Source organism: Vibrio hannami, assembly GCF_029589055.1.
Lineage (GTDB): Bacteria > Pseudomonadota > Gammaproteobacteria > Enterobacterales > Vibrionaceae > Vibrio > Vibrio hannami.
The window spans coordinates 1,489,122-1,510,554 of record NZ_JARQZP010000007.1; the positions used below are offsets into that span (position 1 = coordinate 1,489,122).

Annotated in this window: 25 protein-coding genes, 2 pseudogenes and 1 riboswitch; of the genes and pseudogenes, 12 read left to right on the plus strand and 15 right to left on the minus strand. The window is 42.9% G+C overall.

Annotated features, from left to right (window positions below; all coding sequences use genetic code 11):
• Positions 1-23: 23 nt before the first annotated feature.
• Both P7F88_RS21210 and napF read left to right on the plus strand, forming a co-directional pair.
• Complete coding sequence (locus tag P7F88_RS21210; protein ID WP_277828019.1) at positions 24-614, plus strand: molecular chaperone TorD family protein; 591 nt, start codon at positions 24-26, stop codon at positions 612-614.
• A 2-nt stretch (positions 615-616) separates the two neighbouring features.
• On the plus strand, positions 617-1,129 hold the full coding sequence (gene napF / locus P7F88_RS21215) for a ferredoxin-type protein NapF (RefSeq protein ID WP_277828021.1): 513 nt from the start codon (positions 617-619) through the stop codon (positions 1,127-1,129).
• A gap of 87 nt (positions 1,130-1,216) precedes the next feature.
• On the opposite strand, the gene P7F88_RS21220 is transcribed toward napF, so the two are convergent.
• Positions 1,217-1,525: a hypothetical protein gene (locus tag P7F88_RS21220; protein WP_277828023.1), complete on the minus strand. Its 309-nt coding sequence runs from the start codon at positions 1,523-1,525 to the stop codon at positions 1,217-1,219.
• Positions 1,526-1,678: 153 nt separating this feature from the next.
• On the opposite strand from P7F88_RS21220, the gene P7F88_RS21225 reads away from it, so the two are divergent.
• The 3 genes from P7F88_RS21225 (at position 1,679) to P7F88_RS21235 (ending at position 4,793) form a co-directional block, all read left to right on the plus strand.
• Entirely contained in the window at positions 1,679-2,359 is a 681-nt protein-coding gene (locus P7F88_RS21225; RefSeq protein ID WP_277828025.1) for a glutathione S-transferase, read from the plus strand.
• Between the two features lie 98 nt (positions 2,360-2,457).
• On the plus strand, positions 2,458-3,717 hold the full coding sequence (locus P7F88_RS21230; RefSeq protein WP_277828027.1) for a hydroxymethylglutaryl-CoA reductase: 1,260 nt from the start codon (positions 2,458-2,460) through the stop codon (positions 3,715-3,717).
• Positions 3,718-3,816: 99 nt separating this feature from the next.
• Positions 3,817-3,923: riboswitch (cyclic di-GMP riboswitch) on the plus strand.
• A 54-nt stretch (positions 3,924-3,977) separates the two neighbouring features.
• Positions 3,978-4,793, plus strand: a complete 816-nt coding sequence (locus P7F88_RS21235; RefSeq protein WP_277828029.1) for a hypothetical protein — start codon at positions 3,978-3,980, stop codon at positions 4,791-4,793.
• A 167-nt stretch (positions 4,794-4,960) separates the two neighbouring features.
• On the opposite strand, the gene P7F88_RS21240 is transcribed toward P7F88_RS21235, so the two are convergent.
• Positions 4,961-5,128, minus strand: a complete 168-nt coding sequence (locus tag P7F88_RS21240; RefSeq protein WP_277828031.1) for a hypothetical protein — start codon at positions 5,126-5,128, stop codon at positions 4,961-4,963.
• 196 nt (positions 5,129-5,324) lie between these two features.
• On the opposite strand from P7F88_RS21240, the gene P7F88_RS21245 reads away from it, so the two are divergent.
• The 4 genes from P7F88_RS21245 to P7F88_RS21260 all read left to right on the plus strand — a co-directional run bounded on the left by P7F88_RS21245 (position 5,325) and on the right by P7F88_RS21260 (position 8,228).
• Positions 5,325-6,212, plus strand: a complete 888-nt coding sequence (locus P7F88_RS21245; protein WP_277828033.1) for a DMT family transporter — start codon at positions 5,325-5,327, stop codon at positions 6,210-6,212.
• Between the two features lie 79 nt (positions 6,213-6,291).
• On the plus strand, positions 6,292-6,843 hold the full coding sequence (locus P7F88_RS21250) for a GNAT family N-acetyltransferase (RefSeq protein ID WP_277828035.1): 552 nt from the start codon (positions 6,292-6,294) through the stop codon (positions 6,841-6,843).
• Positions 6,818-7,309 (plus strand): GNAT family N-acetyltransferase, encoded by a 492-nt coding sequence (locus P7F88_RS21255; RefSeq protein ID WP_277828037.1) that lies wholly within the window; start codon positions 6,818-6,820, stop codon positions 7,307-7,309. The genes P7F88_RS21250 and P7F88_RS21255 overlap by 26 nt, the downstream gene beginning before the upstream one ends.
• Positions 7,310-7,328: 19 nt before the next feature.
• Entirely contained in the window at positions 7,329-8,228 is a 900-nt protein-coding gene (locus tag P7F88_RS21260; protein ID WP_277828039.1) for an AraC family transcriptional regulator, read from the plus strand.
• Positions 8,229-8,266: 38 nt separating this feature from the next.
• On the opposite strand, the gene P7F88_RS21265 is transcribed toward P7F88_RS21260, so the two are convergent.
• The 3 genes from P7F88_RS21265 to P7F88_RS21275 form a co-directional block, all read right to left on the minus strand.
• Positions 8,267-8,458 carry a hypothetical protein gene (locus P7F88_RS21265; RefSeq protein ID WP_277828041.1) on the minus strand — a complete coding sequence of 64 codons (192 nt, stop codon included), beginning with the start codon at positions 8,456-8,458 and terminating at the stop codon, positions 8,267-8,269.
• 365 nt (positions 8,459-8,823) lie between these two features.
• Positions 8,824-10,041: a cyclic di-GMP phosphodiesterase gene (locus P7F88_RS21270; RefSeq protein WP_277828043.1), complete on the minus strand. Its 1,218-nt coding sequence runs from the start codon at positions 10,039-10,041 to the stop codon at positions 8,824-8,826.
• A 121-nt stretch (positions 10,042-10,162) separates the two neighbouring features.
• Entirely contained in the window at positions 10,163-11,797 is a 1,635-nt protein-coding gene (locus P7F88_RS21275; RefSeq protein WP_277828045.1) for a glycoside hydrolase family 13 protein, read from the minus strand.
• Between the two features lie 146 nt (positions 11,798-11,943).
• Here P7F88_RS21275 and P7F88_RS21280 point away from each other — a divergent pair, with 146 nt between their 5' ends.
• Positions 11,944-12,840 carry a LysR family transcriptional regulator gene (locus P7F88_RS21280; RefSeq protein ID WP_277828047.1) on the plus strand — a complete coding sequence of 299 codons (897 nt, stop codon included), beginning with the start codon at positions 11,944-11,946 and terminating at the stop codon, positions 12,838-12,840.
• A gap of 36 nt (positions 12,841-12,876) precedes the next feature.
• Here the strand turns inward: P7F88_RS21280 and malE are convergent, their stop codons facing one another.
• The 6 genes from malE to P7F88_RS21310 form a co-directional block, all read right to left on the minus strand.
• A complete protein-coding gene (gene malE / locus P7F88_RS21285; protein ID WP_277828049.1) occupies positions 12,877-14,055 on the minus strand; it encodes a maltose/maltodextrin ABC transporter substrate-binding protein MalE in 1,179 nt (392 codons plus the stop codon).
• A 281-nt stretch (positions 14,056-14,336) separates the two neighbouring features.
• Entirely contained in the window at positions 14,337-14,918 is a 582-nt protein-coding gene (locus P7F88_RS21290; RefSeq protein ID WP_277828051.1) for an SDR family NAD(P)-dependent oxidoreductase, read from the minus strand.
• A 16-nt stretch (positions 14,919-14,934) separates the two neighbouring features.
• The gene (locus P7F88_RS21295; protein ID WP_277828053.1) at positions 14,935-15,210 is read right to left on the minus strand and encodes a putative quinol monooxygenase; all 276 of its coding nucleotides are present in this window, start codon (positions 15,208-15,210) and stop codon (positions 14,935-14,937) included.
• Positions 15,211-15,245: 35 nt separating this feature from the next.
• The gene (locus P7F88_RS21300; RefSeq protein WP_277828055.1) at positions 15,246-15,740 is read right to left on the minus strand and encodes a GNAT family N-acetyltransferase; all 495 of its coding nucleotides are present in this window, start codon (positions 15,738-15,740) and stop codon (positions 15,246-15,248) included.
• 40 nt (positions 15,741-15,780) lie between these two features.
• Positions 15,781-16,176: an ACT domain-containing protein gene (locus P7F88_RS21305; protein WP_277828057.1), complete on the minus strand. Its 396-nt coding sequence runs from the start codon at positions 16,174-16,176 to the stop codon at positions 15,781-15,783.
• A 49-nt stretch (positions 16,177-16,225) separates the two neighbouring features.
• Entirely contained in the window at positions 16,226-16,855 is a 630-nt protein-coding gene (locus tag P7F88_RS21310; protein ID WP_277828059.1) for a DUF1349 domain-containing protein, read from the minus strand.
• Between the two features lie 173 nt (positions 16,856-17,028).
• Between P7F88_RS21310 and P7F88_RS21315 the strand changes: the two are divergent.
• Positions 17,029-17,148, plus strand: a pseudogene (locus tag P7F88_RS21315) (type II toxin-antitoxin system RelE/ParE family toxin); the annotation flags it as partial.
• Positions 17,149-17,175: 27 nt separating this feature from the next.
• Here the strand turns inward: P7F88_RS21315 and P7F88_RS21320 are convergent.
• The 3 genes from P7F88_RS21320 to P7F88_RS21330 all read right to left on the minus strand — a co-directional run bounded on the left by P7F88_RS21320 (position 17,176) and on the right by P7F88_RS21330 (position 19,034).
• Positions 17,176-17,958 carry a phosphotransferase gene (locus tag P7F88_RS21320; protein ID WP_277828063.1) on the minus strand — a complete coding sequence of 261 codons (783 nt, stop codon included), beginning with the start codon at positions 17,956-17,958 and terminating at the stop codon, positions 17,176-17,178.
• Between the two features lie 12 nt (positions 17,959-17,970).
• On the minus strand, positions 17,971-18,291 hold the full coding sequence (locus P7F88_RS21325) for a heavy metal-binding domain-containing protein (protein ID WP_277828065.1): 321 nt from the start codon (positions 18,289-18,291) through the stop codon (positions 17,971-17,973).
• Between the two features lie 206 nt (positions 18,292-18,497).
• Entirely contained in the window at positions 18,498-19,034 is a 537-nt protein-coding gene (locus P7F88_RS21330) for a GNAT family N-acetyltransferase (protein WP_277828066.1), read from the minus strand.
• Between the two features lie 100 nt (positions 19,035-19,134).
• Here P7F88_RS21330 and P7F88_RS21335 point away from each other — a divergent pair.
• Positions 19,135-20,063 (plus strand): annotated as a pseudogene (locus tag P7F88_RS21335) (IS110 family RNA-guided transposase).
• A gap of 393 nt (positions 20,064-20,456) precedes the next feature.
• Here the strand turns inward: P7F88_RS21335 and P7F88_RS21340 are convergent.
• Positions 20,457-21,362 (minus strand): AbiTii domain-containing protein, encoded by a 906-nt coding sequence (locus tag P7F88_RS21340; protein ID WP_277828068.1) that lies wholly within the window; start codon positions 21,360-21,362, stop codon positions 20,457-20,459.
• Positions 21,363-21,433: the final 71 nt, after the last annotated feature.

Genomic DNA, 21,433 nt, shown 5'->3' on the forward strand with positions numbered 1-21,433 from the left:
GAATTAAATACATGGAAATAATAATGATTATCGATACAGCTAAATTATTAGGCACTCTTTTTTATCAAAAATGTTCAAAACAGGAGCAAATTGAAATAGTGTCAGCATTAGTTGATGAACATGTTCTAACCCAAGCCACTCTAGACGCGTTGTTCGAACAAGATGAAGAACAGCTTAACCATGATTTTTCAGAACTTTTTGAAGGAGTTGGTGATATGCCAGTGCCACCATGGGGCTCAGTGTATCTTGATAAAGAAAGAGTACTATTTGGTGAATCTACCATTGCCTATCGCCGTTTCTTAGAGCAAAACGAAGTCGCTCTAGATACCGGCCTGCGTGAACCAGAAGATCATTTCGGTCTGATGCTTTTAGCGTTTGCCTTTCTTCTTGAAAAAAATAATCAAGAGGCTGGTGTAATGTTGATGGAAAAACATTTTTTACCGTGGGGATTTGTATATTTGGAACTATTAAATAATAAATCAAATAATTTGTATTATAAAAACCTGACAAATAATGTTAATGAATGGCTTCAGAAATTAGTTAATGATATAAACCTCACTATAGACAAAAGAAAATTATATATTAACAACGCTAAACCCAATCAGAAAAATTAACAATGTCTGAATTGATAAATAAAAACCGAAGAGGCTTTCTTTCAAGATTGTCAAAACCGATTCAAAACATTTCTGATGAATCGGAGGCGACACTTCGTGATGCCCCTCGTCCGCCTCATGCAGTGGACGAGGCTCTGTTCTGCCGTTTATGCGATGGTTGCGAAAAGTGCAGAGATGCTTGCCCAAATAGTGTCATTGAAATAGAAAGCGAACTTGCTCGCCTTAACCTTGATTACAATGAGTGCAGTTTGTGTGAAGAGTGCGTAAAGGCTTGTCCAACTGGCGCATTGCACACATCGATAGATGTGAACATCAGTCTTCGCCCCATATTTTCGAAAGGGTGTGATAACTACTTGCAGCTTGAGTGCAATCAGTGTGAGTCTGGCTGCCCATTCTCTGCCATTACGGTTGAAGACGGTGAACTGCCAGTACTCAATAGTGAGTTGTGCGTAGGCTGCGGACAATGTCGCAGCAGCTGTTATGTCGGTGCGATATCAATGCAATTTATTGCTTGAGCCAGCTCATTGTGCCGGGGCGCTTACCCCAACTTGCTGACTTCATACTTTAAGAGAGGCTCACACTAAAACAAAATGCGTTTAGGGTTACTCCCCAACAACATTGATTAAATAATCACGCTTGATTTTATTGTCGCCAGTGTGCTCATTATGGATATCGATTTCTGATTGCAGTTCGAATGAAGCCGGACCTTTTATCGGTTCTTCGAAATGTCTGCCATTTACTTCATACATACCTATACGAAGTTCCGCTTTTTCAAGCTCGGCAACTACTGTATCTACGTTACTGCGTATAGCCGAGAGATCTGCGGCTTTAATACCAAGCTCACGAATAAGATCTGTATTAGAAAATACCTCTAGTGCCGCTTCAATTTTATCCGATTTTGTCATGTTCATACCCTACTCCTTCCCCTGAAAAGTGTTTAAGTCACGACCCAGATTAGAATCTATAAACCCTTTATAAATTGTAGTTCTATTTGCCAGATATCATGAAAAAATCGCAAAACAACGCTAACCTTAAACACTGCCTTTCAGTAAAGTGTAATAACAATGACAAGTACCCCAATACTCTATTCTCTGCACAACTGTCCTTATGCAATACGTGCACGCATTGCCCTAATTAGGGCAAACCAACAAGTACGCATTCGGTCAATAAAGCTGGACAACAAGCCCATCGAAATGCTCTACGCATCTCCTAAAGGTAGCGTGCCAGTGCTCATTGTAGAAACACCGGGTTCCGATAAACCGATGGTTATTGAAGAAAGTTTAGAAATAATGGTTTGGGCTCTGTCTCAAAGCGACCCTCACGGTCTCTTATGCGTCAATGATCAAAACGCACTACCTGAAATTATCCATCTGATTGCTGACTTTGAGCATCACTTTATTCCTGCTCTCAATGCCTATAGCTGCGCTAAACGGTATCATGAAGATAATCTGGTTGAGTGTCGTCAGGCATGCGAAATTCAGCTGAAACACCTTGAAGAGCGCCTTGGAAAACACGCTTTCTTATTTTCCGAACAAGAAAGCTTACTGGATATAGCTCTGATGCCTTTTTTGCGTAAGTTTGCCCGTATCGAAAAACAATGGTTTCGCCAAAGTCCTTACCCTAAATTACGTGCATGGCTAAACCGCTACCTGCAAAGCTACCTATTTTCAAAGGTAATGGAAAACCACGAACTATGGCGGGAGAACCAGGCCGACCTTTTCTTTGGCCCCTTCACGAAAAAATGACAAAACAATGTTAAGCATCATACTCAAGTGACTTCACATCACTTGTGCCGTTTTCAGAATTGAGTAGAATCAGCGCAAAAATATATTCTGGATAAGCAATGCCTAAATTTGAACTTCATCGCCGCGACTATATTCCCCTTCTAAGCGGCGATCTATCAAACGATGAACTGAAAGAAAACCTTTCTCCAAAACACCACAAAGTTCAGAACAGGCTGATTCGCAGTCCCCGACTTTCGGATAAAAATATTCAAAGTCGCTGGGAGGCATTGAACCGTCCAGACATCAAAGCAGAACTGCTGGATGAGCATACTTTTCAACAAACGGATGCTTACCATAAAAATATCGAGCACTTTATTGGTACAGTTAAGCTTCCTGTTGGGCTGGCAGGGCCATTAAGGGTAAACGGTCTGTTTGCGAACGATGATTATCTTATACCTCTAGCGACAACGGAAGCTGCTCTGGTGGCATCTTACAACAGAGGCTCTCAGTTGCTGACAGCGGCTGGTGGTGTCAGCGCTATGCTGCTAAATGAAGGCGTCACCCGTACGCCTGGATTTGCTTTTTACGATCTAACGCAAGCTGGACAGTTTGTTGCATGGGCTGTCACACAATATGACCAGTTTAAGCAGATAGCAGAATCAACGACCTCACACGGAAAGCTGACCGATATCAACATGAACATCGAAGGCAACCATGTCTATCTTGTCTTCGATTATCTGACAGGTGATGCTTCAGGACAAAACATGGTGACCATCGCTACCAACGCGGTGTTTGAATTCATTATGGCCAATAGCCCGGTTAAGCCTGAGTATGCATTTCTTGATGGCAACCTGTCTGGTGATAAAAAGGCTAATACCCAGACTTTGCGTAGTGTTCGTGGCAAGAAAGTCACCGCAGAAGCACATATTCCAGCAGAACTGATAGCTCAGTATTTGCATACTACCCCAGAAAAAATGCAGCAGTTTGGCCAGATGACTACTGTTGGTGGGACGCTAAGCGGCACCATTGGGATTAATGCCCACTATGCTAATGCGCTGGCAGCCTTCTACATCGCGTGTGGTCAGGATGCGGCATGTGTTGCAGAATCGGCAGTTGGTGTAACACGAATGGAAGTCGATCGTGATGGAGGCTTGTACGCTAGCGTTACCTTACCAAACCTGATGTTAGGCACCGTTGGCGGTGGAACAGGTCTTCCGAGCCAAAAGGCATGCCTGGATATTATGGGCTTGCACGGAAATGGTAAATCTCAAGCGCTATCAGAAGTGTGTGCAGCGCTATGTCTTGCGGGAGAGCTCTCTATCGTCGGTGCATTTTGTGCGGGCCACTTTGCCCGGGCGCATCATAAGCTGGCTCGCTAAATTCGCCCTTTCATTTAATCTAGATCAACCTCAGAGCCTGTAATTACTACATTAGTTCACTGATAATTCTATTATTACAAACTATGCTCGTATTACAGGCTATGTAAAAAGCAAACTCAGTAAAAGCTCAGGACGCAAAGCCACGGATCCTCGCCCTCCTTGATAAGCTTCTCACTCATGGACTCCAGGATCGCCGGGCTGCCTAATTGTCTGGGAAAGTGCTATCTGCACTTATGTCCGACGAACAGGGAGAACCGGAAATGAAAAAGTTAATATCAATACTTATCTTATTTGTTGGGCTGTTCATGAGTGCCGCCGTCGCGGCGAGCAACGGCAGTAATCAGGGCCAACCATTTATTGAGCAACAAGAGGCATTTGAAACTGCTATTGCAGCAGAAGAAGCTGCCCGAATCGCTGCAGATCAAGCTGAAGCTGCCACACGCGCAGCAGCAGATGCAACACTTTCAGCTGAACTTGCGGCTGAGAAAGCGGCAAGAATTGCCAACGATTTGGCTATCGAAGCGCAGATAGCTGCTAATGCCGCTCTTATTATGGATGTCGAAAACAGAGTATCGGTGTTGGAAGGCCTTTCACTCGATAGAAGTATTACCTGGACTGAAACATCCTCTCCGGATCTGATCAATATGGGAAGTGACATTGCTTCGCTAAACTATCAGCCCGGTGACTGGGTAGCAATCGTCTCTCGCCATGGCCAACATGGATGGGAAATCGGTAACTGTATAAGTCACCCTGGCATAGAGTTATGGTTAGATACTATTGTGAATGGCCTTTACGTCAATACCAGTATCCCGGGAACTGGTAGCTTCTTGTTGACCAACGGCTCGTGGATAAACTCACCAACTATTCATCTATATGTAAATATGCAGTCATCCATTCCAACCGTCAGTTTACGCGGTACCAACTGGAATCATCAGCTACACGATAGAGTACTTTACCCCTATTACCGTGGCAGAGAGGTTTACTTGTACAGCGCAGGTGTAATTGGTGGTTTCGCCATAGGAAACACATTCACTATCAATGTAGCATCGACAAGGCTTGAGGCTTGCGGTTTCTAGACCGCCTATTAAGCGCTCCTTTGTAGGGGCGCTTTCATGTAAACAGGGCTGGTTGAAAAAACAAAACAGAAAAAATAGAATACGAGAACTAGCGAACTACGAAAGCTAGCGAACATAGCCCGTTTCGTCAGATTAGATTAGCGTCGAGAAGAGAATAAAAATGTACGCTACTTACTTTGATTGCCAAAGTCATCGCCCTCCGGTTTAAAACGTTTGGACTCTTCTTCCATCTTCTGTTTTTCATGCATCGCTTCTATTAATTGCCTGTCTAACTCAGCAAAAAAACGATCCTCTTCAGCTTTACCACGCAATCGCATTTTTTCCACGAAATCCATAATGACTCCTCCGCGCTACTTCTTTGCTATAAGTATAGTTAAGTTGATCGGTAGCACGGTGTGGCCGGGATTATATTTTGACTACTTTTTCATCAACACATATAACCAATACGCATAACTTCTTCTTAATTAAGCTGGTTTTCTGAACAGCATACCGTCAATATTTATACAAGATTAATCGTAAAAAAGTGTTTCAATGGCAACTCTAAATCAACTCAGCATAAAAGCCACTACGCTTGTTATTCTGGCAATGACCGCATTCGCAGCAAACTCAGTGTTATGCCGTCTGGCTCTAAAAGACACAGGTATGGATGCAGGTTTGTTTACCCTAGTGAGGTTGGTATCCGGAGCAGTTATGCTTGCCTTATTGATTGTATTTCACAACAAAGAGCAGATAAATCTTAAGCAATTATTAGTTTTGGTACCCAAATCGGGCTTAAGTTCGTTGATGCTTTTCTGCTATGCCGCCAGCTTTTCCTATGCCTATATAGATATGGAAACAGGAACAGGCGCATTAGTCCTGTTTGCGTCCGTCCAGCTTGCAATGATCGGGTATCACCTAAGCACAGGAAACCGGTTTAACTGGATAGAAGCATTTGGCCTGATGCTAGCGCTTATCGGGTTTATTTACCTGCTCTTTCCATCAGCCTCAAGTCCGGCTCTTATCCCTGCTCTTCTTATGATTTTTTCCGGCATATCATGGGCGATATTCACTCTTCTGGGAAAACAAAATGCTCTTGAACTCTCTGCTACTTCGAACATGGCGGTCAGCTTTATCGGAGCTACAGCGCTCGCAGTTTTGCTCTTACCCTGGTTCGTAAATACGTCAGATATAGCATTAAAGGGAATCTATCTTGCTATCGGCTCTGGGGCTGTGGCATCTGCATTAGGATATGCTATCTGGTATTCGGTTCTGCCTATTATCTCCGTGCTGCAAGCTTCTATTGTTCAGTTATCTGTGCCAGCTATTGCTGCTATCGGTGGCGTTATAATCGTTGGGGAATCAATGACAATTCAGCTATTCGTAGCTTCTATCGTTATTTTGGGCGGAATCTTATTGGTATTTATTGGGCGAAAGCCATAATTTCCCTTTCATTCCATTACGTTATCTGAGATTCTGAGCGGCTCGCATACTCAAATACAATAAAAAAGGAGCCATAGCAATGTTCAGTTGGGAAGTTGATGAAGAGTTAGAGCTCTGTCTGGTTGAGAAGTCTTTCGCATCTATTTATGTCGAACTGGCAAAACAGAATTATGACAACCTTTCGGAGTGGTTACAGTGGCCTAGAGCATGCAGTAAAGAAGAAGATTTCAAAGCTTTTATTAAACAGTCACTCCATGATTACGCCGATGGCAAAAGCCTGGTTTGCGCTATGCGATATAAAGGAACAATTGTCGGTAATATCAGCTTTAATACCATAGACCAGAACAGAGAAATGGTTGAAATCGGCTACTGGCTAGCACAACCGTATCAGGGTAACGGTATTGTCACTCGTTGTTGTAAGCACCTTATACAGTATGCCTTTGATAAGCTTGATATCAGCAAAGTTCAAATTTGTGCTGCGGATGGAAATTCTGCCAGCAGAGCAGTATGTGAACGACTGGGAATGACTCTCGAAGGCATAATCACTTACCACGAAAGAGTTGGCGACCGGATTTTGGATCACGCAGTATATGGATTGTATAAAGATGGAAATCGAAATAAGAAGAGCTGAGGCCTCAGATGCCAAAGCAGTAAAAGAGATCTACGAAAACGAGCAAGCATATAGCGAAACCCTGCAGCTACCTAACCCTTCAATAGAAACATGGGAAAAGAGGCTAAGAAACACCCCTGAAAATGTGTATTCATATGTTGCGCTAGTTGACGGTAATATTGTAGGCAATATTGGTTTTGAAGTATGCTCAAACCCAAGAAGAAGACACGTTGGCTCCTTTGGCATGGGTGTCAAAGACAGTAATGCAGGAAAAGGCGTTGGCAGTGCACTGCTAAAAACTATCATCGACTTGTCAGATAACTGGTTGAATTTAAGACGTCTTGAATTAACGGTATACACCGACAACGAGAGAGCAATTCGCCTTTATAAAAAGTTTGGCTTTGAAGTTGAAGGACAATCTAAGGATTATGCATTCCGAAATGGGGAGTATGTTGCTGTCTACCATATGGCTCGGTTAAAGGAATAGCAACCAGGAATCACTCGCGATGAAAACAAACTATGACTTAAAGCTTAAGCCTGTCATTCGCTATCTTGAGCAGAACTACAACTCATCACTCAACCTGGAGAAAGTGGCAAGCCTTGCGGCGCTTTCACCGTATCATTTTCATCGTGTTTTTAAAGCGGTTACAGGCGAAACCCTCAACGAGTATCTACGTCGACTGAGATTGCAACAGGCAGCGCAGGATCTTTTCTATCGAAAGCCTCCTGTTATTGATGTTGCCTTAGAGTATGGCTTCTCGAGCTCGCAAAATTTTGCCAAGGCCTTTAAAAAGTATTTCGACCTTTCACCTACCGATATCAGAGAGTGCGAGAGCATCGAGCATTTTTCCGAGGTAATACGAAATAGCAAGATAGGAAACAAACTCCGCAAAAAGGGAAACGCCGGCTCTGACTCTGGCTTCTATACTTCTCCTACATCAACACTAAGGAGAATCACAATGGAAAAGACAGTTTTCGAGAAATGCACTCTGGCGTATGTTCGTGTAACAGGGCCGTACGGAGAAAACTATGAACCAGCAGTAGAAAAGCTCTATCAGTGGGCTGCGGCAGAAGGTGTCGCTGATTCTACGTACATTTTCGTTTATCACGACAATCCTGAAGTGACACCCGCGGATAAATGCCGTACAGATATTTGCCTTATGCTAAATAGAGAAGTGAAGGCTTCAGGCGATATTGAGCTCAAGGAGTTTGAAGGCGGTGAATATGGCACCATGCGTAAAACCATCACAGACAAATCTCAATATGGTCCGGCATGGAACGAGCATATTTCTCAAATAGTTGAACTTGGCTTAGAAATGGACGACCGTCCGTGTTTTGAGCTATACCACAGCTACGATCAAGAAAACGATATTGCTGATGTTAGCTTCTGCAGTGCATTAAAGTAATGCCATCGCAAATATGCATTAATAAAGCCTGATGGCCATCAGGCTTTAAAACTTGCCAATCGATACCTGTTCGAGTCTTCATTTCCTGGTTGAGAAGGCCATGCTCCGTTCATTGTAGTCACCCTAACTTCTGGCCTGACAAACAATCCAAACTCTACTGCAAAGAAAGATAAAGCAATAATAAATGCCATCCAAAACATGTAGATAAAAGAAATTCCTAACTGCGTCATCACTCACCTTCCGTTCAACATATCTCGCAATTTGATATCAATCATTATTGTTAAAGAAAGGTGATATTAGAAATAGATTAATCCTATTTTATCAATAAGCAAAACCTATTTAAAAAGACAAAGGCGACACCATTTCTGGTATCGCCTTATATTGAGATTGTACGAACCCGGTAGCTAATCACACTAGCACAGTCCCCTCACCGTTTTAGCAAGATCGTACCGATGAAACACGTACAGCAAGCTTTATCCAAATGCCCAACTCAATATTGTTATGTTATAACATAATATATTTAAAATAACTACACGGAATATTTGCTTAATGTGATAACAACAGGCCGTTTTAATCGTAGCGAGGAGAGCACCACCTAATCATAAAATGGTGAGAGATCAATTCCTAATGCTTTAGGAGCAAGCGCTTTTTCGACACAGAGTTCAGTTTTAATCAATTTGAGAGACTTAACTTCAGTAAATTTTTTGTGCTTATTTGAATAGAAACACTTCACCTTTGGCTTTGCTGGCGCTTTCTGTTCTTTTGCTTCAACTATGCCAACGCTACCATCTGTTAACTCTACCAATGAACCAACCGGATAAATGCCTAAGCAGTTTATAAACTTGTATACCAGCTCCTGATCCAGCTTTGCCGGAGTCATACTCAGAAGTATTTTGAAGGCATCCGACGGACTCATACCATGCTTATAACAACGCTCTGCAGTTAACGCATCATAGATATCAACGATTGCACTCATTCGACCATATAATGAAATTTCACTGTCGGCTAACCCCTTCGGATATCCAGTCCCATCTAACTTCTCGTGGTGCAACAGGCACACATCCATGCTTGTCTTACTTAAACTAGGGATATCTTCCATGAGTTCTGACACAAATACCTGATGAAGCTTCATATGTTCAAACTCATCATCAGTCAGCTTTCCAGGTTTGTTCAGTACGTTATCTTTTACCTTCGTTTTGCCCAGATCGTGAATCATCCCACCTATCGCTAAGTGCTTGAGCTCTTGTTTACCAAGTTTCAGAAACTTTCCAAAGGTAATGAGCAGGCAGGCAACATTAACTGAGTGCTCGAGCAGATAAGCATCTTTACTTCGAAGTGCGGAAACAAACATGATTGCACCATCACTCTCAAGCACGGTATCAATAATGTCATCTGCCCATCTCTCGACAGCATCAATATTTACCGACTTCCCTTCAAAAGTGTCCTGTATCAACTTGTTAGCGAGTGTTCGCGCTTCAGTGACCAGTGTCTTCGCTTTACGGTTACTTACCGATGGCGCAACTTTTTGAGTTTTAGGTTTCTTTGAAGCTTCAAGCGGCTTTTCTTCGGTATCTTTAGCTTTTGGATCTTCTGCAATAATAAACTTGCACTCTTTGGCAGAAAGCTTTACATCCACATAGACGAACTTAACCCCACTCTCTACGAGCTGAGCGATCGATTTTTCATTAGACACCACACCCGCGACTTCTAAGCTAACTTTCGTACTGCGTTCGATAGCCGTAACAAACATGCCTAGCTGAAGATTTTCTATAGCAATTCGAACAGAATCTTCTGGTTTATATAGCTTTTTCATTACTCAACTGAAACCAAATATAACTCATTATTTTTATTTATAAATTCAGTATAGCTCCAGCAAGGCAACGGTGTCAGAGTAATATTTAAATTCTGATAACCCGTACATTATTTTGTTACCGTCACTTTAACTTGACAGCAAAGGATTCAAACGGACGTAACTCTATTTCTCTTTCCAGTCTTTCTATCGCTTGATAGTTAGAAATTAGGCACTTGGTGTCTAGGTTTTGCAAATGCTCTGGTAGCACCATGCGCTGGACCTGTGAACTGAAGTTGCTCACAATGACCATATGCTCCGCATCATCTTTGCGCTCGTAAGCGAAAACATCAGGATGCTCTTCCGCCAGAGGAATAAACTCGCCGTATACAATCACCGAATGGACTTTGCGTAGCGCTATAAGGGACTGATAGTGATAAAAAATAGAGCTTTTATCTGCCAGAGCTTGTTCCACATTTATGTGTTCATAATTTAGGTTTACGTCTATCCAGGGCTGTCCTTCTGTAAATCCACCATGAACACCACTATTCCACTGCATAGGTGTACGAGCATTATCACGCCCATTCTCATGAATCGCGTTCATCATATGTTCATGACTCACACCCGACTCCGTCTTTTCTTTGTAGAAGTTTAGGGTTTCAATGTCTTTGTATTTGTCCAGTGAGTCGAATGACACATTGGTCATTCCAATCTCTTCGCCCTGATAGATATAAGGTGTTCCCTTCATAAAGTGTAGGGTCGTCGCCAGCATCTTGGCGGATTCCACCCTGTATTGATTTTCGCACCCATACTTGGACACCGCTCGAGGCAAATCATGGTTGTTCCAGAACAGGGAATTCCAACCCTCATTTTCCAGCTCGACCTGCCACTTAGTAAGCACTCGCTTTAGGTCTATCAGATTCAGCGGTTGTGGTTGCCACTTCTCTCCATCTTTCCAGGTTAAGGTAATATGCTCAAACTGGAACACCATAGAAAACTCATTACGCTCTGGATTACTGTACAGCCTGGCAATCTCCGGAGTGGCTCCCCAGGTTTCGCCTACTGTAAGCAGATCTTTGTCGCCAAAAGTCGCTTTGTTCATCTGCTGAATTAACGGATGCAACCGTTCGCCATTCCCGGTGATGCCTTTGTCTATCTCTTTCCCGATAAGGTCGATAACATCCAAACGGAAACCACCAATGCCCTGATCAATCCACCAGTTCATCATATCGAAAACCGTCTTGTGAACTTCCGGATTCTCCCAGTTCAGATCCGGTTGCCTTTTTGAAAATAGGTGGAAGTAGTACTGCTGATTGGTTTCATCCCACCGCCAGGCACTACCACCAAAAATCGAAGGTATATCATTTGGTGCGGAACCATCTTCATTCGCATTGCGCCAGATGTAGAAGTCACGGTACTTGCTGTCCGGGTTCTCTCTGGATTCAACAAACCAGGGGTGCTCATCGGAAGTATGGTTTACCACCAAATCCATTACAATGCGGATACCACGCTTTTTGCCCTGCTCTATTAATTCTTTCATATCATCCATCGATCCAAACTCAGGAGCTATCGCCTGGTAATCTGATATGTCGTACCCATTATCGTCCATAGGAGACTGATACACCGGTGACAGCCAGATAACGTCGATTCCCAGCTCATTCAGGTAATCTAGTTTGCTAATGATTCCTTTCAGATCACCGATACCATCATTGTTCGAATCACAAAAACTTCGTGGATAGATTTGATATACCACACTGTTATGCCACCAACGCTTTTCCATTTTTCTCACCTAATTCACATATCTTTCTTAGTGCCAACTATAACCAAGTGTCGATACGATAAATAATTGATTCTTTGAAATCGGCTATAGAAAAAATCAATATCACCCATTATCCTGCACCTACCTAAAAATTAGGGCAGCATAAAATGGACAAGCAATATCGTTACTTCTATGAAGTCGCTAAACAAGGCAGTATCAAAACCGCATCCGAGAAGTTGTTTATCAGCCAGCCGTCGCTCACAACTGCGATAAAAAAGCTAGAAGAGCAACTGGGTACAAAACTGTTTATTCGCAAGTCTAAAGGGGTTGAACTCACCGAATATGGCTGGGTTTATTTCCGTTATGTTCAAGAAGTGAAAGAGAAACATGCCCAGATTGTTCACCAACTTCAGGATATGAAGTTAAGAAGTGGTGGCAAAGTTAAGCTGGGTATCGGAGAAGCCTGGTGGGAATGTTTTTGCTCCGATGCTGTAGAGCAATTTATTAAGACCTATCCGAATAGCTCCCTGCATATCGAGTTCGGAAACGGGCTATCCATGCTTCATCATTTGGTAAATGATGATATCGACCTATTTGTTGGCCATGAGATTATCGGGATAAAAAAACAATACCGCGTAAAATTCACGCCATTATTTCAGGAACAAGAAGCTTGGTATGCTCGTCCAGAACACCCTCTTCTTGGTTCCGACGATATCCTGGATAAATCAAAGGATTACCCACTTATAAAAGTGACACCTGACCACGCCAGACACGGTGATATCCTCACCGAGGAAAGCGCTCAGCTGTTCACAACAGATGCTCAAAACACCCGAGTAATTTATGAACTGGACTCGCTATCGGCGAGTAAGAAGATGCTAAAAACAAGCAATGCGATTATGCCTTATACCTCTGAGATGGCCCATATTTTTAAGCAAGAAGGGTTAGAGTTACTGTTCCTGAATACGAAACAAGTGGGTCAGGTAGGGATTTACACTAAGGTGACTGGCTTGACAGAGCCAACAGAAGAACTCATTAACCTGATTCACAAAAAAGCCGGAGTATGACTCCGGCGAAAGTCCAAGGTCATAAGACATGAAAAATCAGTTAACGATTTGCTTAGCTGCGGTATCAAGCGCCTCTTTTGCTGTTTGTTTTCCAAGAATTGCGTTCTCAATAGCAGCGCCTTCCGCGAACCAATACGCTGTCATTCCTGGAATATTTGGCATAATTTCACCATTTTGAGCGTTAGTCATGGTTGCTTTAATTCGCTCATCACTTTCCAGCACTTTCTGGAACGATTTTAGTGCTACAGCCCCTAATGGCTTATCGTCGTTCATAATTTTTAACGCGTCATCAACCAACAAATAGTTTTCTAAGAACTCGACCGCCAAATCCTCGTTCGGACTACTTGAGTTGATACCTGCCGACAGTACACCAACAAACGGATTGCCTTTACCACCGTTTAGTGTTGGCAACTCTGCAACGCCGTAATTCACGCCTAGTTTATCAAGGTTGCCCCATGCCCAAGGGCCATTAATGGTCATTGCAACTTCTCCGCGGCTAAAAGCAGCTTCAGATACAGAATAATCCATATCCGGGTTTACCACCCCTTTATTAACCATATCAACAAGGAACTGTAACCCTGAAACGCCGGCTTCATTATTTACTCCAGTTTTAGTTGCATCGTAACCACCTTCAACAGGCGCGAAAGCATAAGCGCCACCTGAAGAAATCATTGGCCATGTAAAGTAAGCATTCTTAACATCCCACATAATGGACTGCTTGCCCTGGGCTTGCATTTTTTCATGGATAGATGCCAGCTCCTCCCATGTTTTCGGAGGATTTGGTAACAGATCCTTGTTATAGATCAGAGATGGAGTTTCTACAGAGATTGGATAGCCTACCAGTTTGCCGTTTACCGTCACTGCATCCCAGCTAAAATCAACTAACTTTTCTTTAAAGTCTTTGGAAGGTTTTACTTCTTTCAGAAGACCCGCTTCTGCATATCCACCAAAACGATCATGTGCCCAAAAAATGATATCGGGTCCCATTCCCTGAGCCGCTGCCTTTTCAAATCGTTCTTCAGGGGACTCCGGATGCTGAACGATGACTTTAATACCTGTGTCCGCTTCAAACTGCTTACCGATTTCAGCCAGGCCTTCATAACTCTTATCACCATTAATCCAGATCATTAACTCGCCTTCAGTCATTGCGGCAACGGGTGTCACTGTAAGCGCGGCGAGGGCACACACAGATATAGATTTCACTAACTTTTTCATTTTTACAATCCATGGATATTAATCATGAATTCAATCTACCCATTGCATGACGGATAAAAAAATAGAAAATCAAAACTCTTGTATAGAGAAAAACTATAACACTTGATAGAAATGTGCCAGATTTCAAAATTAGGGCTTATTTAATAAACTGAGCTATAGCGTAAAGATCAAAGAAGTGTGACTTACATGCAATCAAGCTCTCTCAATTACCAAATCAGTAATGTTAATTGACTTGCTGTGTACTGCGTTAACTGCTATCTGCTGAGCCACATCAGATGGTTTCATGAAAGAGGACACGTCTCTGCCATCGTTTTGCCAAAAGGCTGTATCCATCCCCCAGGGTAAACACCAAGCACTGATATATTTGAACCCTTGTAAGTTGTTTTCAAGGCTTCAGTAAAACCTCTTGCCCCCCACTTAGCAGCGCAATACATCGCTTCACTCTTCTTTCCTACCTGAGCCGCAGTTGACATAACATTAATGATTCGAATCTCTTCATTTCCAAACTTTTTAATGAACCCAGAGGTCATCAGCATAAGGCCGATAAGATTTGATTCAAGTAACCTATCAATATCAGCCCGATTAATCTCTTCTATACTTCCAAATACTCCTACCCCAGCAACATTGAACAAATAAGTTACTGGATAATCTAAATTTTTGAAAAAGTTGTCGATAGCGGACTCATCTGCCACATTAAATGCAGCGTATGATACAGAATCACTGCCAAGGCTAGTTTTCGCTTGAATTAGTTTCTCATCATCTCTTCCTGTAAGGATTACTTCCAGGTCTAAAGCCAAAAGCTCCTGCGCAATGGCATACCCTAGTCCGGAATTACCGCCGGTAACTATTGCTCGTTTTTTCATATCAACCCTTCTATATTTACTCGAAGATTCTGTAGTAACGCTCAACATTGACCGTTACCTTGCCCCAACGCGATGAACTTACACGCTTTTGATGAGCTTCAAAAGCGGCTTTATCTACGAACTCTTCATACACATCGAACCGAAGCGGATTATCAGGGCTTTCAGTAACGTTAAATATAAGACAGCCGGGCTCTTCTTTGGTGAGTCTTTTATGTGTTACTAGCTCGGCTTTTACAGCATCTAGTTCGTTTTCGGGCACAATAATATGCCCTTTGAGAATAACTTTGGTCATTACTGCCCTTATATATTGTTTGCTACTTTTTCTAGCTAGCAGCCCATTTCTAGCTGCCAATACCCTACTGAAAGCTGGCGACCAAACTTGAAACCAATGTTTTTGAACTCGCCGGCTTTTCTAAATCCGATCGACTCGTGCAAGTGGACACTGGCTGGATTTGGCTGAGTTATCACGCCCATAACATTCTTAATTCCCTTAGCTTCCAGAAGACTCATTAGCTCCTGGTATAACTTGCGCCCGTATCCCTTACCTCCCGTATTGGAAGCCATATAAATCGTAGACTCAGCAGTAAACCGATAAGCCGAACGGGTGTGCCAGGGTTTTGCGTATGCATAGCCAATAACATCACCTTCTACTTCCAGCACTATCCAGGGGAAGCCGGAAGCAAGAGTTTCTTGCACTCGTTGAGATAAGTCATTCGTAACTAGTGGCTGCTCCTCAAAAGTCGCCGTCGACTCTTGAATAAAATGATTATATATCTCGGTAATCGCGCCTAAGTCGCTATCTCTAACCGTCCTGATTTTCATTCGTCCTCCTTGACGCTTAACAACTTATTCAAGCACTTATTCAACAACTAAATTGGTTCAAAGCTGACATTGCCGCCTGAGCTTTACTGGTTTGAACAAAGATATGGTCGTGATAGTAAGCTGCAATTACATTTGCGCTGATGCCCTTTTCAGCCAACTTACTTGAAACAGCAGCTGTAAGACCAACCGCTTCCAAACTCGAATGAACCGTTAGTGTAATTTGGCTATATGCCCCTTCAAAAGGTAAGCCATGCTTTTCTGCAACTGACCTTTCGATAACCAGTGTTAGCCCTTCAGGCTCAATAAATGTAGCAACTGGATTTAACTCGGTATACTCCGTAAGCGATCCAGAAACAGTACAAAATACAAACTCAGATTCGACTAACTTTGGGCTCATTGAGCGAAGTAGCTCATCTAAATCGGTAATCCCTGACATCTTGATACTTCCTTATATTTCAAACACTCTTAACTACTTCGCATGGAGGTTAAACGGCGTGCGCTAGCCACTTACAAGGCTCCAGGCTCATATCCGTAAACGTAGCGGTAAATGATGACTTCAAAGGGCTGCATGCGTACACACCAAAGCTCACCTTATTTGTAGCTGGTAAAGGCGGATTGGATCTACCCATCTCCATGGTCGTCTCACCAAGCTTGTGCAGGTGGAAGATTCGCATCTGTTTGAAGTTAACACCATCGAACGAAGACTCAATTAAAAAGTCAGGTCCGCGGCGGCTTAAGCGATACCAAATTTCTTTCGGTAATGGGATATCTGACGTTGCCCAATCGGAGTAACCAGAGTTCGTCACAACACTACCTAACCTTGAGAACGCCTCGTTTTCATACTCTATGGATGCTTTAAACCAGTTTTCATTGTCAAGATAGATAATCACCCCACACTGATCAAACTGGGCTTGATAGTCAAAACTCACTTTCGTACTAAAGGTAAAGTTTTCATCAGATTCAACCTGCAAAGCCGGCGCATTATCATTGCGGAATCCATAGTAAGAACGCTGCCAAAAATCAGTTTCTGGCTCGGTTGTTATCGATACTGAATCTTTGGTTACTTCACTAACTTTCGGCTCAAAGATCCACTTGCCAACTGTAAAATCTATCATTGTTTTATTCCTGTTGTTATTCGTTTTTATATACGTAGCATCAATTTAAAGCCGATAAAAGCTACAAATACCCCTAAGCAGGACTCTAGGCTCAAGGCTGAAAAAGAATCGGGCAAGCTTAAGGCATACAGTTTTGAGTAAAATCACAGCTGTACTCCAAACTCCTAGTGTTAAAATCGGTAAAACAACTGACCTTACTTGGTTACAGCTATGAAGATGGAACCCTAACCCTAGAGCTTATCACCCTAGGCTCTCACGAGAACTTCTATCGAGATGTGAAAAGGTTCTACTGATTTTACTCAAGACAAAATTGTCTATGGTTATCTATCCCCCACCAAAACATCAGTAATATACTGTTCATGACTCCGAAGGTATTTGATGTCGGCCAGATAAGCTAAATGATGCCCATCTTTGATATTTTCGATGAAAGCCCGGTTACCATTACTGGCTTCATTGTGCATGTGATCTACCAAAGCTTGAATTCTGTCAGTCATTGCTTTTACTAAATCCGAACGGTCTATTTCTGGCAATCCATAAGCATCACAAAACTGCTTAGCTCGCTTTGACTGAGATTCTATGTCTCCCAGCGCATCAACATTATCGGTTTTGAATGGAGCCCAGCAGTACACCGCATAAGCGATATCCCAAACTCTCGGCGCTGGGTGGGCAGTATCAAAATCAATAATACCCACAACTTCGGGGCCAATAAGAGAAACATTGTAAGGAGCATAGTCGCCGTGACAGATAACTTCGGCAGGCTCTCGACTGGGAAGCATCCACTCCAGAGGTTCGTTCGAATATTTTGATAGAAACGAGCTAGATGCATCATGGTATAAGCGAATTAGTTTAGCCGCAGATGTCAGCGCTTCATTTGTAGCGATATCACCCTTCAGCGGATAATTAAACACATCCCCTTCGACATAAGACAATATTTCGTTACCTTCCTCGTCGAAACCATAAGGCTTAGGCGCTGCATCAAAGCCATTTTCGGCAATATGCGACAACAAGCGGTGAATCGTTTCAGACCATTTGCCGCTTGGCCGATAAATCTTGTTTTCGGAACGAAATATCTGACCTTCTCGCCCACCTTGAAGTTCTTCCATCGATATCCTTATTTAAGCTGTTCGTAGCTTAACCGCCGTACCAAAAACCAATATTTCTGATGCGCCATCGGTAACAGAGCTGGTTGTAAATCGTATTCCCACTATCGCATCTGCATTTAACTTTTGAGCGTCTTGTATTAATCGTTCTACCGCTATATTTCTGGCTTCCATCAACATTTCGGTATAGCCTTTAAGTTCGCCTCCGACAATGCCTTTCAAACCTGCCATGATATCTCGGCCAACGTGTTTAGACTGAACGACATTCCCGTTAACAATACCCAATACAGCCTCGATTTCTTTTCCTGGAACCGTTTCAGTTGTTGTATAAATCATACTTCCCCCTTAGAGCATAATGAGCAATATCCTACTGACTACAATAGCAAAAATACCAGCAATGTGACCCGGTTTTTAGAGTTACTTATGAACATTTTCTTGCGGTAGAACAGCTGAAGAAAGTGACAAGATGGAAAGGCGGTGTCGTGTGGAATTGTGGAATAAAAACATCGCGAAAAATTAATTATTGACGCCATAGTCGTTTGTTATGCCTTGCTCCACTCTGTTCGAAGGACTGCCAAAACCACTGTATCCCACCACTGCTCTTTGAAAAAACGGTGCTCTCTAAATTGCGCTTCTTGGCGCATACCTAGAGACTTACAGAGCTTAATTGCAGGTAAGTTTTTACTGATTGTCTCCGCATATATACGATGAACTTCCAACTCCGAAAAACCAAAATCTGCCAGAGCTAAGGCTGCTTCATAACTTAACTTGCTCCCTTGAGAGACTCTGGAAAATGCACATCCCATTGAAGCCTGCTGATTATCCTCTAGGCGTAAACAGACAGTCCCAATGAACTCACCTGACATCTTACATTCAACGGCTAGTTGGTATGATTTTCTTGGTTTCTCAGAAGCCTGAGCGATAAACAAGCTTGTTAACTCTCGGTATTTATTAGGGTCACAGTCGCTTTCATCATAGAAACGCTGATATTTAGCATCCTGAGACATAGCAACAAAAGCATCTTCATCGTTCGGAGTCATATCCCAAATAATCAGACGTTTAGTCTCGATTTTAAACATCGAAAGTTCCTTTTCCTTTGTGAGGTATAACGAATGACATGGATTCCCCCTCCCGAGGATCAGCCACACTTATGTGGTCATTATTAAAACCGGAGGCACCATGTCTGATTATTCTTTTTTCTGCGGTATCGACTTAGCTAAAAACCACTTCAGTCTTCATGCTGTCGACCAGAATGGTAAAGTTCTAATCCGCAAATCCGTTAACCGCTCTAACTTGCTGACTACAATAGCAAATATGCCACCTATGCGTATAGGACTTGAAGCGTGTGGTGGTACACATTATTGGGCGAGGACACTTCGAAAACTCGGACATGAACCACGCATCATGGCTGCCAAGTATGTCGCGCCTTATCGAACTAAGGGCAAGAACGACCTCAATGATGCCGTTGCTATCTGCGAAGCGGTTCAGCGCCTCTCTACTCGATTTGTTCCGGTTAAATCGCCCGAGCAACAAGCCATATTGTCTGTTCACCGAATGCGGGAGCATTGGGTTCGTGAACGAACCGCTATCATGAATCGTATTAGAGCACTGCTTTCTGAGTTCGGCTTAGTTATACCTGTCGGTCGTTCATCCTTAATGAAACAAGTACCGCTAATGCTTGAAGATGCTGAAAATGAACTTCCTCAACTGGCAAGAGCTGTACTTCATGATGCCTATCAGCATCTCGATATACTCAATCAGCAACCGCAATATTGGCATCAATAGGCAATGGCTCCCAGTTCGATAAAAGTCGGGACTTCTCAGCATGGTTAGGTTTAGTACCCAAGCAATACTCCACAGGCGGAAAACCACGACTTGGCAGAATAACCAAACATGGCGACAAGTACCTTCGAACACTTTTAGTTCATGGAGCGAGAACAGTTATCTCCAATCTGGGAGATAAACAAGACAGGTTGAGCCAATGGTGTAGAGGCATATTAGAGCGAAGGGGGATGAATCGAGCCATTGTTGCACTGGCTGCTAAAAACTCTCGTATCATCTGGTCACTACTACACAATCAAACAGAATATAAAAATTACGCTGCCTAAAATCTTTTCGTCTTAAGCAGCGTAACAAGAGTCACACCCACCGGGTCATAGCGGACGCAATGGATGGAGATAGGTTAAGACCACTAGCGGAGAGCCTGTTAATGCGGCGGACACATTTTGATGTCATCTAACGAATAAGGCACCGCAGTCGCGCAAAGTCATCAGGGCCACGACGTATGCAAATCGTCGATAAGTAGGCCGAATGTAGAGCGGCAGTCCAAAACCCATCACTTGAAGTTTAGCGGACGTTTGACAACCGGGGGAATCCATGTCGCCCAATTAAGGTGTGAAGCACGCAACCAAGGCGCTCAACTGGAACGCCGTAAACGCGAAACCTGACCCAAACCAAAATTGCCGAGCGTGCTGAATCACTCTTAAATTGTTTGTTATGCATTAAAACCCATAGTACTTGCCGATAGCTGTGGCCAATAGACTACCAGCAGCACCAACCTTAACATCCCATAATGTCGATGCTGCTTTAGAAACCATTGTGCCCATCCAGCCCGATACGGCTGAACCAAAGTTACCAGATTCTACTTCCGCACTACCTTTGTCGGTTTCTATTGCAACTTGAAGTGACTCTATATCCTCATCACTAACTTTATTTTGTTTGAGGACTTCGATTAAGGAAGCCATATCATTTTTGCTTACAGTATTACGAATAGTTTGAGTATTTGAATCACCAACTACGATAGTGGCATTATCACCAAAAACTGCATTGTTAAATAAATCTGACACACCAACCTCTTTCGCTCTTGTTTTCATATCACTCAACTCCATTTCATTTGGAAATTTTTCAGACAACTCCAAAACGAAATCCAAAAGTCGAGTCGTAACCTCTGTCAATATTTGCGTCATCGCACCAGCAGAATGAACAGCCCAAGCGGTTTCTACACCATAGCTATCATCAAAACCCTCAGACAGGAGTGGATAGAACTCAGGTGCGATACTTACCTGTAAATTTTCCTGAGTTGAATACTGCTCGACAACAGCAATGCTGTCCATCAAGTACTTAGTGTCTAGCCTTTCACGTATTTCATCATCTAAGTGCATTAAAGGCAGAGTTTGATTCTGGTATCTGTATACAGAATTACTCAAATTGCCTTTAACTGTAAGATGCAGCTTCCTATAGGAGGGGACAGACTCACGATTTCCATATCCTCTGAGCTCACTATCAACCCAATCTAGAAGCTCTTTCTCGCCTAACTGATGAAGTAGTACTTTTGTTTTTAACAATGCTACTTTTAAGTTACTTTCTCCAGAGCTTAACAGCTGGATAATTTCTTCGATTAACTTCATTTACTTACCAAACTCAAATTTAATGCATAACGAATGATATGGACTCCCTCTACCCGAGCCGCAGCGTGCCA

What these genes read in the sequence shown, in the direction of transcription:
- P7F88_RS21255 (WP_277828037.1), top strand. Translation starts at nt 6,818, where the DNA reads ATGGAAATCGAAATAAGAAGAGCTGAGGCCTCAGATGCCAAAGCAGTA.
- P7F88_RS21340 (WP_277828068.1), bottom strand. Translation starts at nt 21,362, where the DNA reads ATGAAGTTAATCGAAGAAATTATCCAGCTGTTAAGCTCTGGAGAAAGT.
- P7F88_RS21210 (WP_277828019.1), top strand. Translation starts at nt 24, where the DNA reads ATGATTATCGATACAGCTAAATTATTAGGCACTCTTTTTTATCAAAAA.
- P7F88_RS21325 (WP_277828065.1), bottom strand. Translation starts at nt 18,291, where the DNA reads ATGATTTATACAACAACTGAAACGGTTCCAGGAAAAGAAATCGAGGCT.
- malE (WP_277828049.1), bottom strand. Translation starts at nt 14,055, where the DNA reads ATGAAAAAGTTAGTGAAATCTATATCTGTGTGTGCCCTCGCCGCGCTT.
- napF (WP_277828021.1), top strand. Translation starts at nt 617, where the DNA reads ATGTCTGAATTGATAAATAAAAACCGAAGAGGCTTTCTTTCAAGATTG.
- P7F88_RS21290 (WP_277828051.1), bottom strand. Translation starts at nt 14,918, where the DNA reads ATGAAAAAACGAGCAATAGTTACCGGCGGTAATTCCGGACTAGGGTAT.
- P7F88_RS21295 (WP_277828053.1), bottom strand. Translation starts at nt 15,210, where the DNA reads ATGACCAAAGTTATTCTCAAAGGGCATATTATTGTGCCCGAAAACGAA.
- P7F88_RS21220 (WP_277828023.1), bottom strand. Translation starts at nt 1,525, where the DNA reads ATGAACATGACAAAATCGGATAAAATTGAAGCGGCACTAGAGGTATTT.
- P7F88_RS21320 (WP_277828063.1), bottom strand. Translation starts at nt 17,958, where the DNA reads ATGGAAGAACTTCAAGGTGGGCGAGAAGGTCAGATATTTCGTTCCGAA.
- P7F88_RS21305 (WP_277828057.1), bottom strand. Translation starts at nt 16,176, where the DNA reads ATGTCAGGGATTACCGATTTAGATGAGCTACTTCGCTCAATGAGCCCA.
- P7F88_RS21265 (WP_277828041.1), bottom strand. Translation starts at nt 8,458, where the DNA reads ATGACGCAGTTAGGAATTTCTTTTATCTACATGTTTTGGATGGCATTT.
- P7F88_RS21275 (WP_277828045.1), bottom strand. Translation starts at nt 11,797, where the DNA reads ATGGAAAAGCGTTGGTGGCATAACAGTGTGGTATATCAAATCTATCCA.
- P7F88_RS21245 (WP_277828033.1), top strand. Translation starts at nt 5,325, where the DNA reads ATGGCAACTCTAAATCAACTCAGCATAAAAGCCACTACGCTTGTTATT.
- P7F88_RS21250 (WP_277828035.1), top strand. Translation starts at nt 6,292, where the DNA reads ATGTTCAGTTGGGAAGTTGATGAAGAGTTAGAGCTCTGTCTGGTTGAG.
- P7F88_RS21280 (WP_277828047.1), top strand. Translation starts at nt 11,944, where the DNA reads ATGGACAAGCAATATCGTTACTTCTATGAAGTCGCTAAACAAGGCAGT.
- P7F88_RS21300 (WP_277828055.1), bottom strand. Translation starts at nt 15,740, where the DNA reads ATGAAAATCAGGACGGTTAGAGATAGCGACTTAGGCGCGATTACCGAG.
- P7F88_RS21310 (WP_277828059.1), bottom strand. Translation starts at nt 16,855, where the DNA reads ATGATAGATTTTACAGTTGGCAAGTGGATCTTTGAGCCGAAAGTTAGT.
- P7F88_RS21240 (WP_277828031.1), bottom strand. Translation starts at nt 5,128, where the DNA reads ATGGATTTCGTGGAAAAAATGCGATTGCGTGGTAAAGCTGAAGAGGAT.
- P7F88_RS21270 (WP_277828043.1), bottom strand. Translation starts at nt 10,041, where the DNA reads ATGAAAAAGCTATATAAACCAGAAGATTCTGTTCGAATTGCTATAGAA.
- P7F88_RS21235 (WP_277828029.1), top strand. Translation starts at nt 3,978, where the DNA reads ATGAAAAAGTTAATATCAATACTTATCTTATTTGTTGGGCTGTTCATG.
- P7F88_RS21225 (WP_277828025.1), top strand. Translation starts at nt 1,679, where the DNA reads ATGACAAGTACCCCAATACTCTATTCTCTGCACAACTGTCCTTATGCA.
- P7F88_RS21230 (WP_277828027.1), top strand. Translation starts at nt 2,458, where the DNA reads ATGCCTAAATTTGAACTTCATCGCCGCGACTATATTCCCCTTCTAAGC.
- P7F88_RS21330 (WP_277828066.1), bottom strand. Translation starts at nt 19,034, where the DNA reads ATGTTTAAAATCGAGACTAAACGTCTGATTATTTGGGATATGACTCCG.
- P7F88_RS21260 (WP_277828039.1), top strand. Translation starts at nt 7,329, where the DNA reads ATGAAAACAAACTATGACTTAAAGCTTAAGCCTGTCATTCGCTATCTT.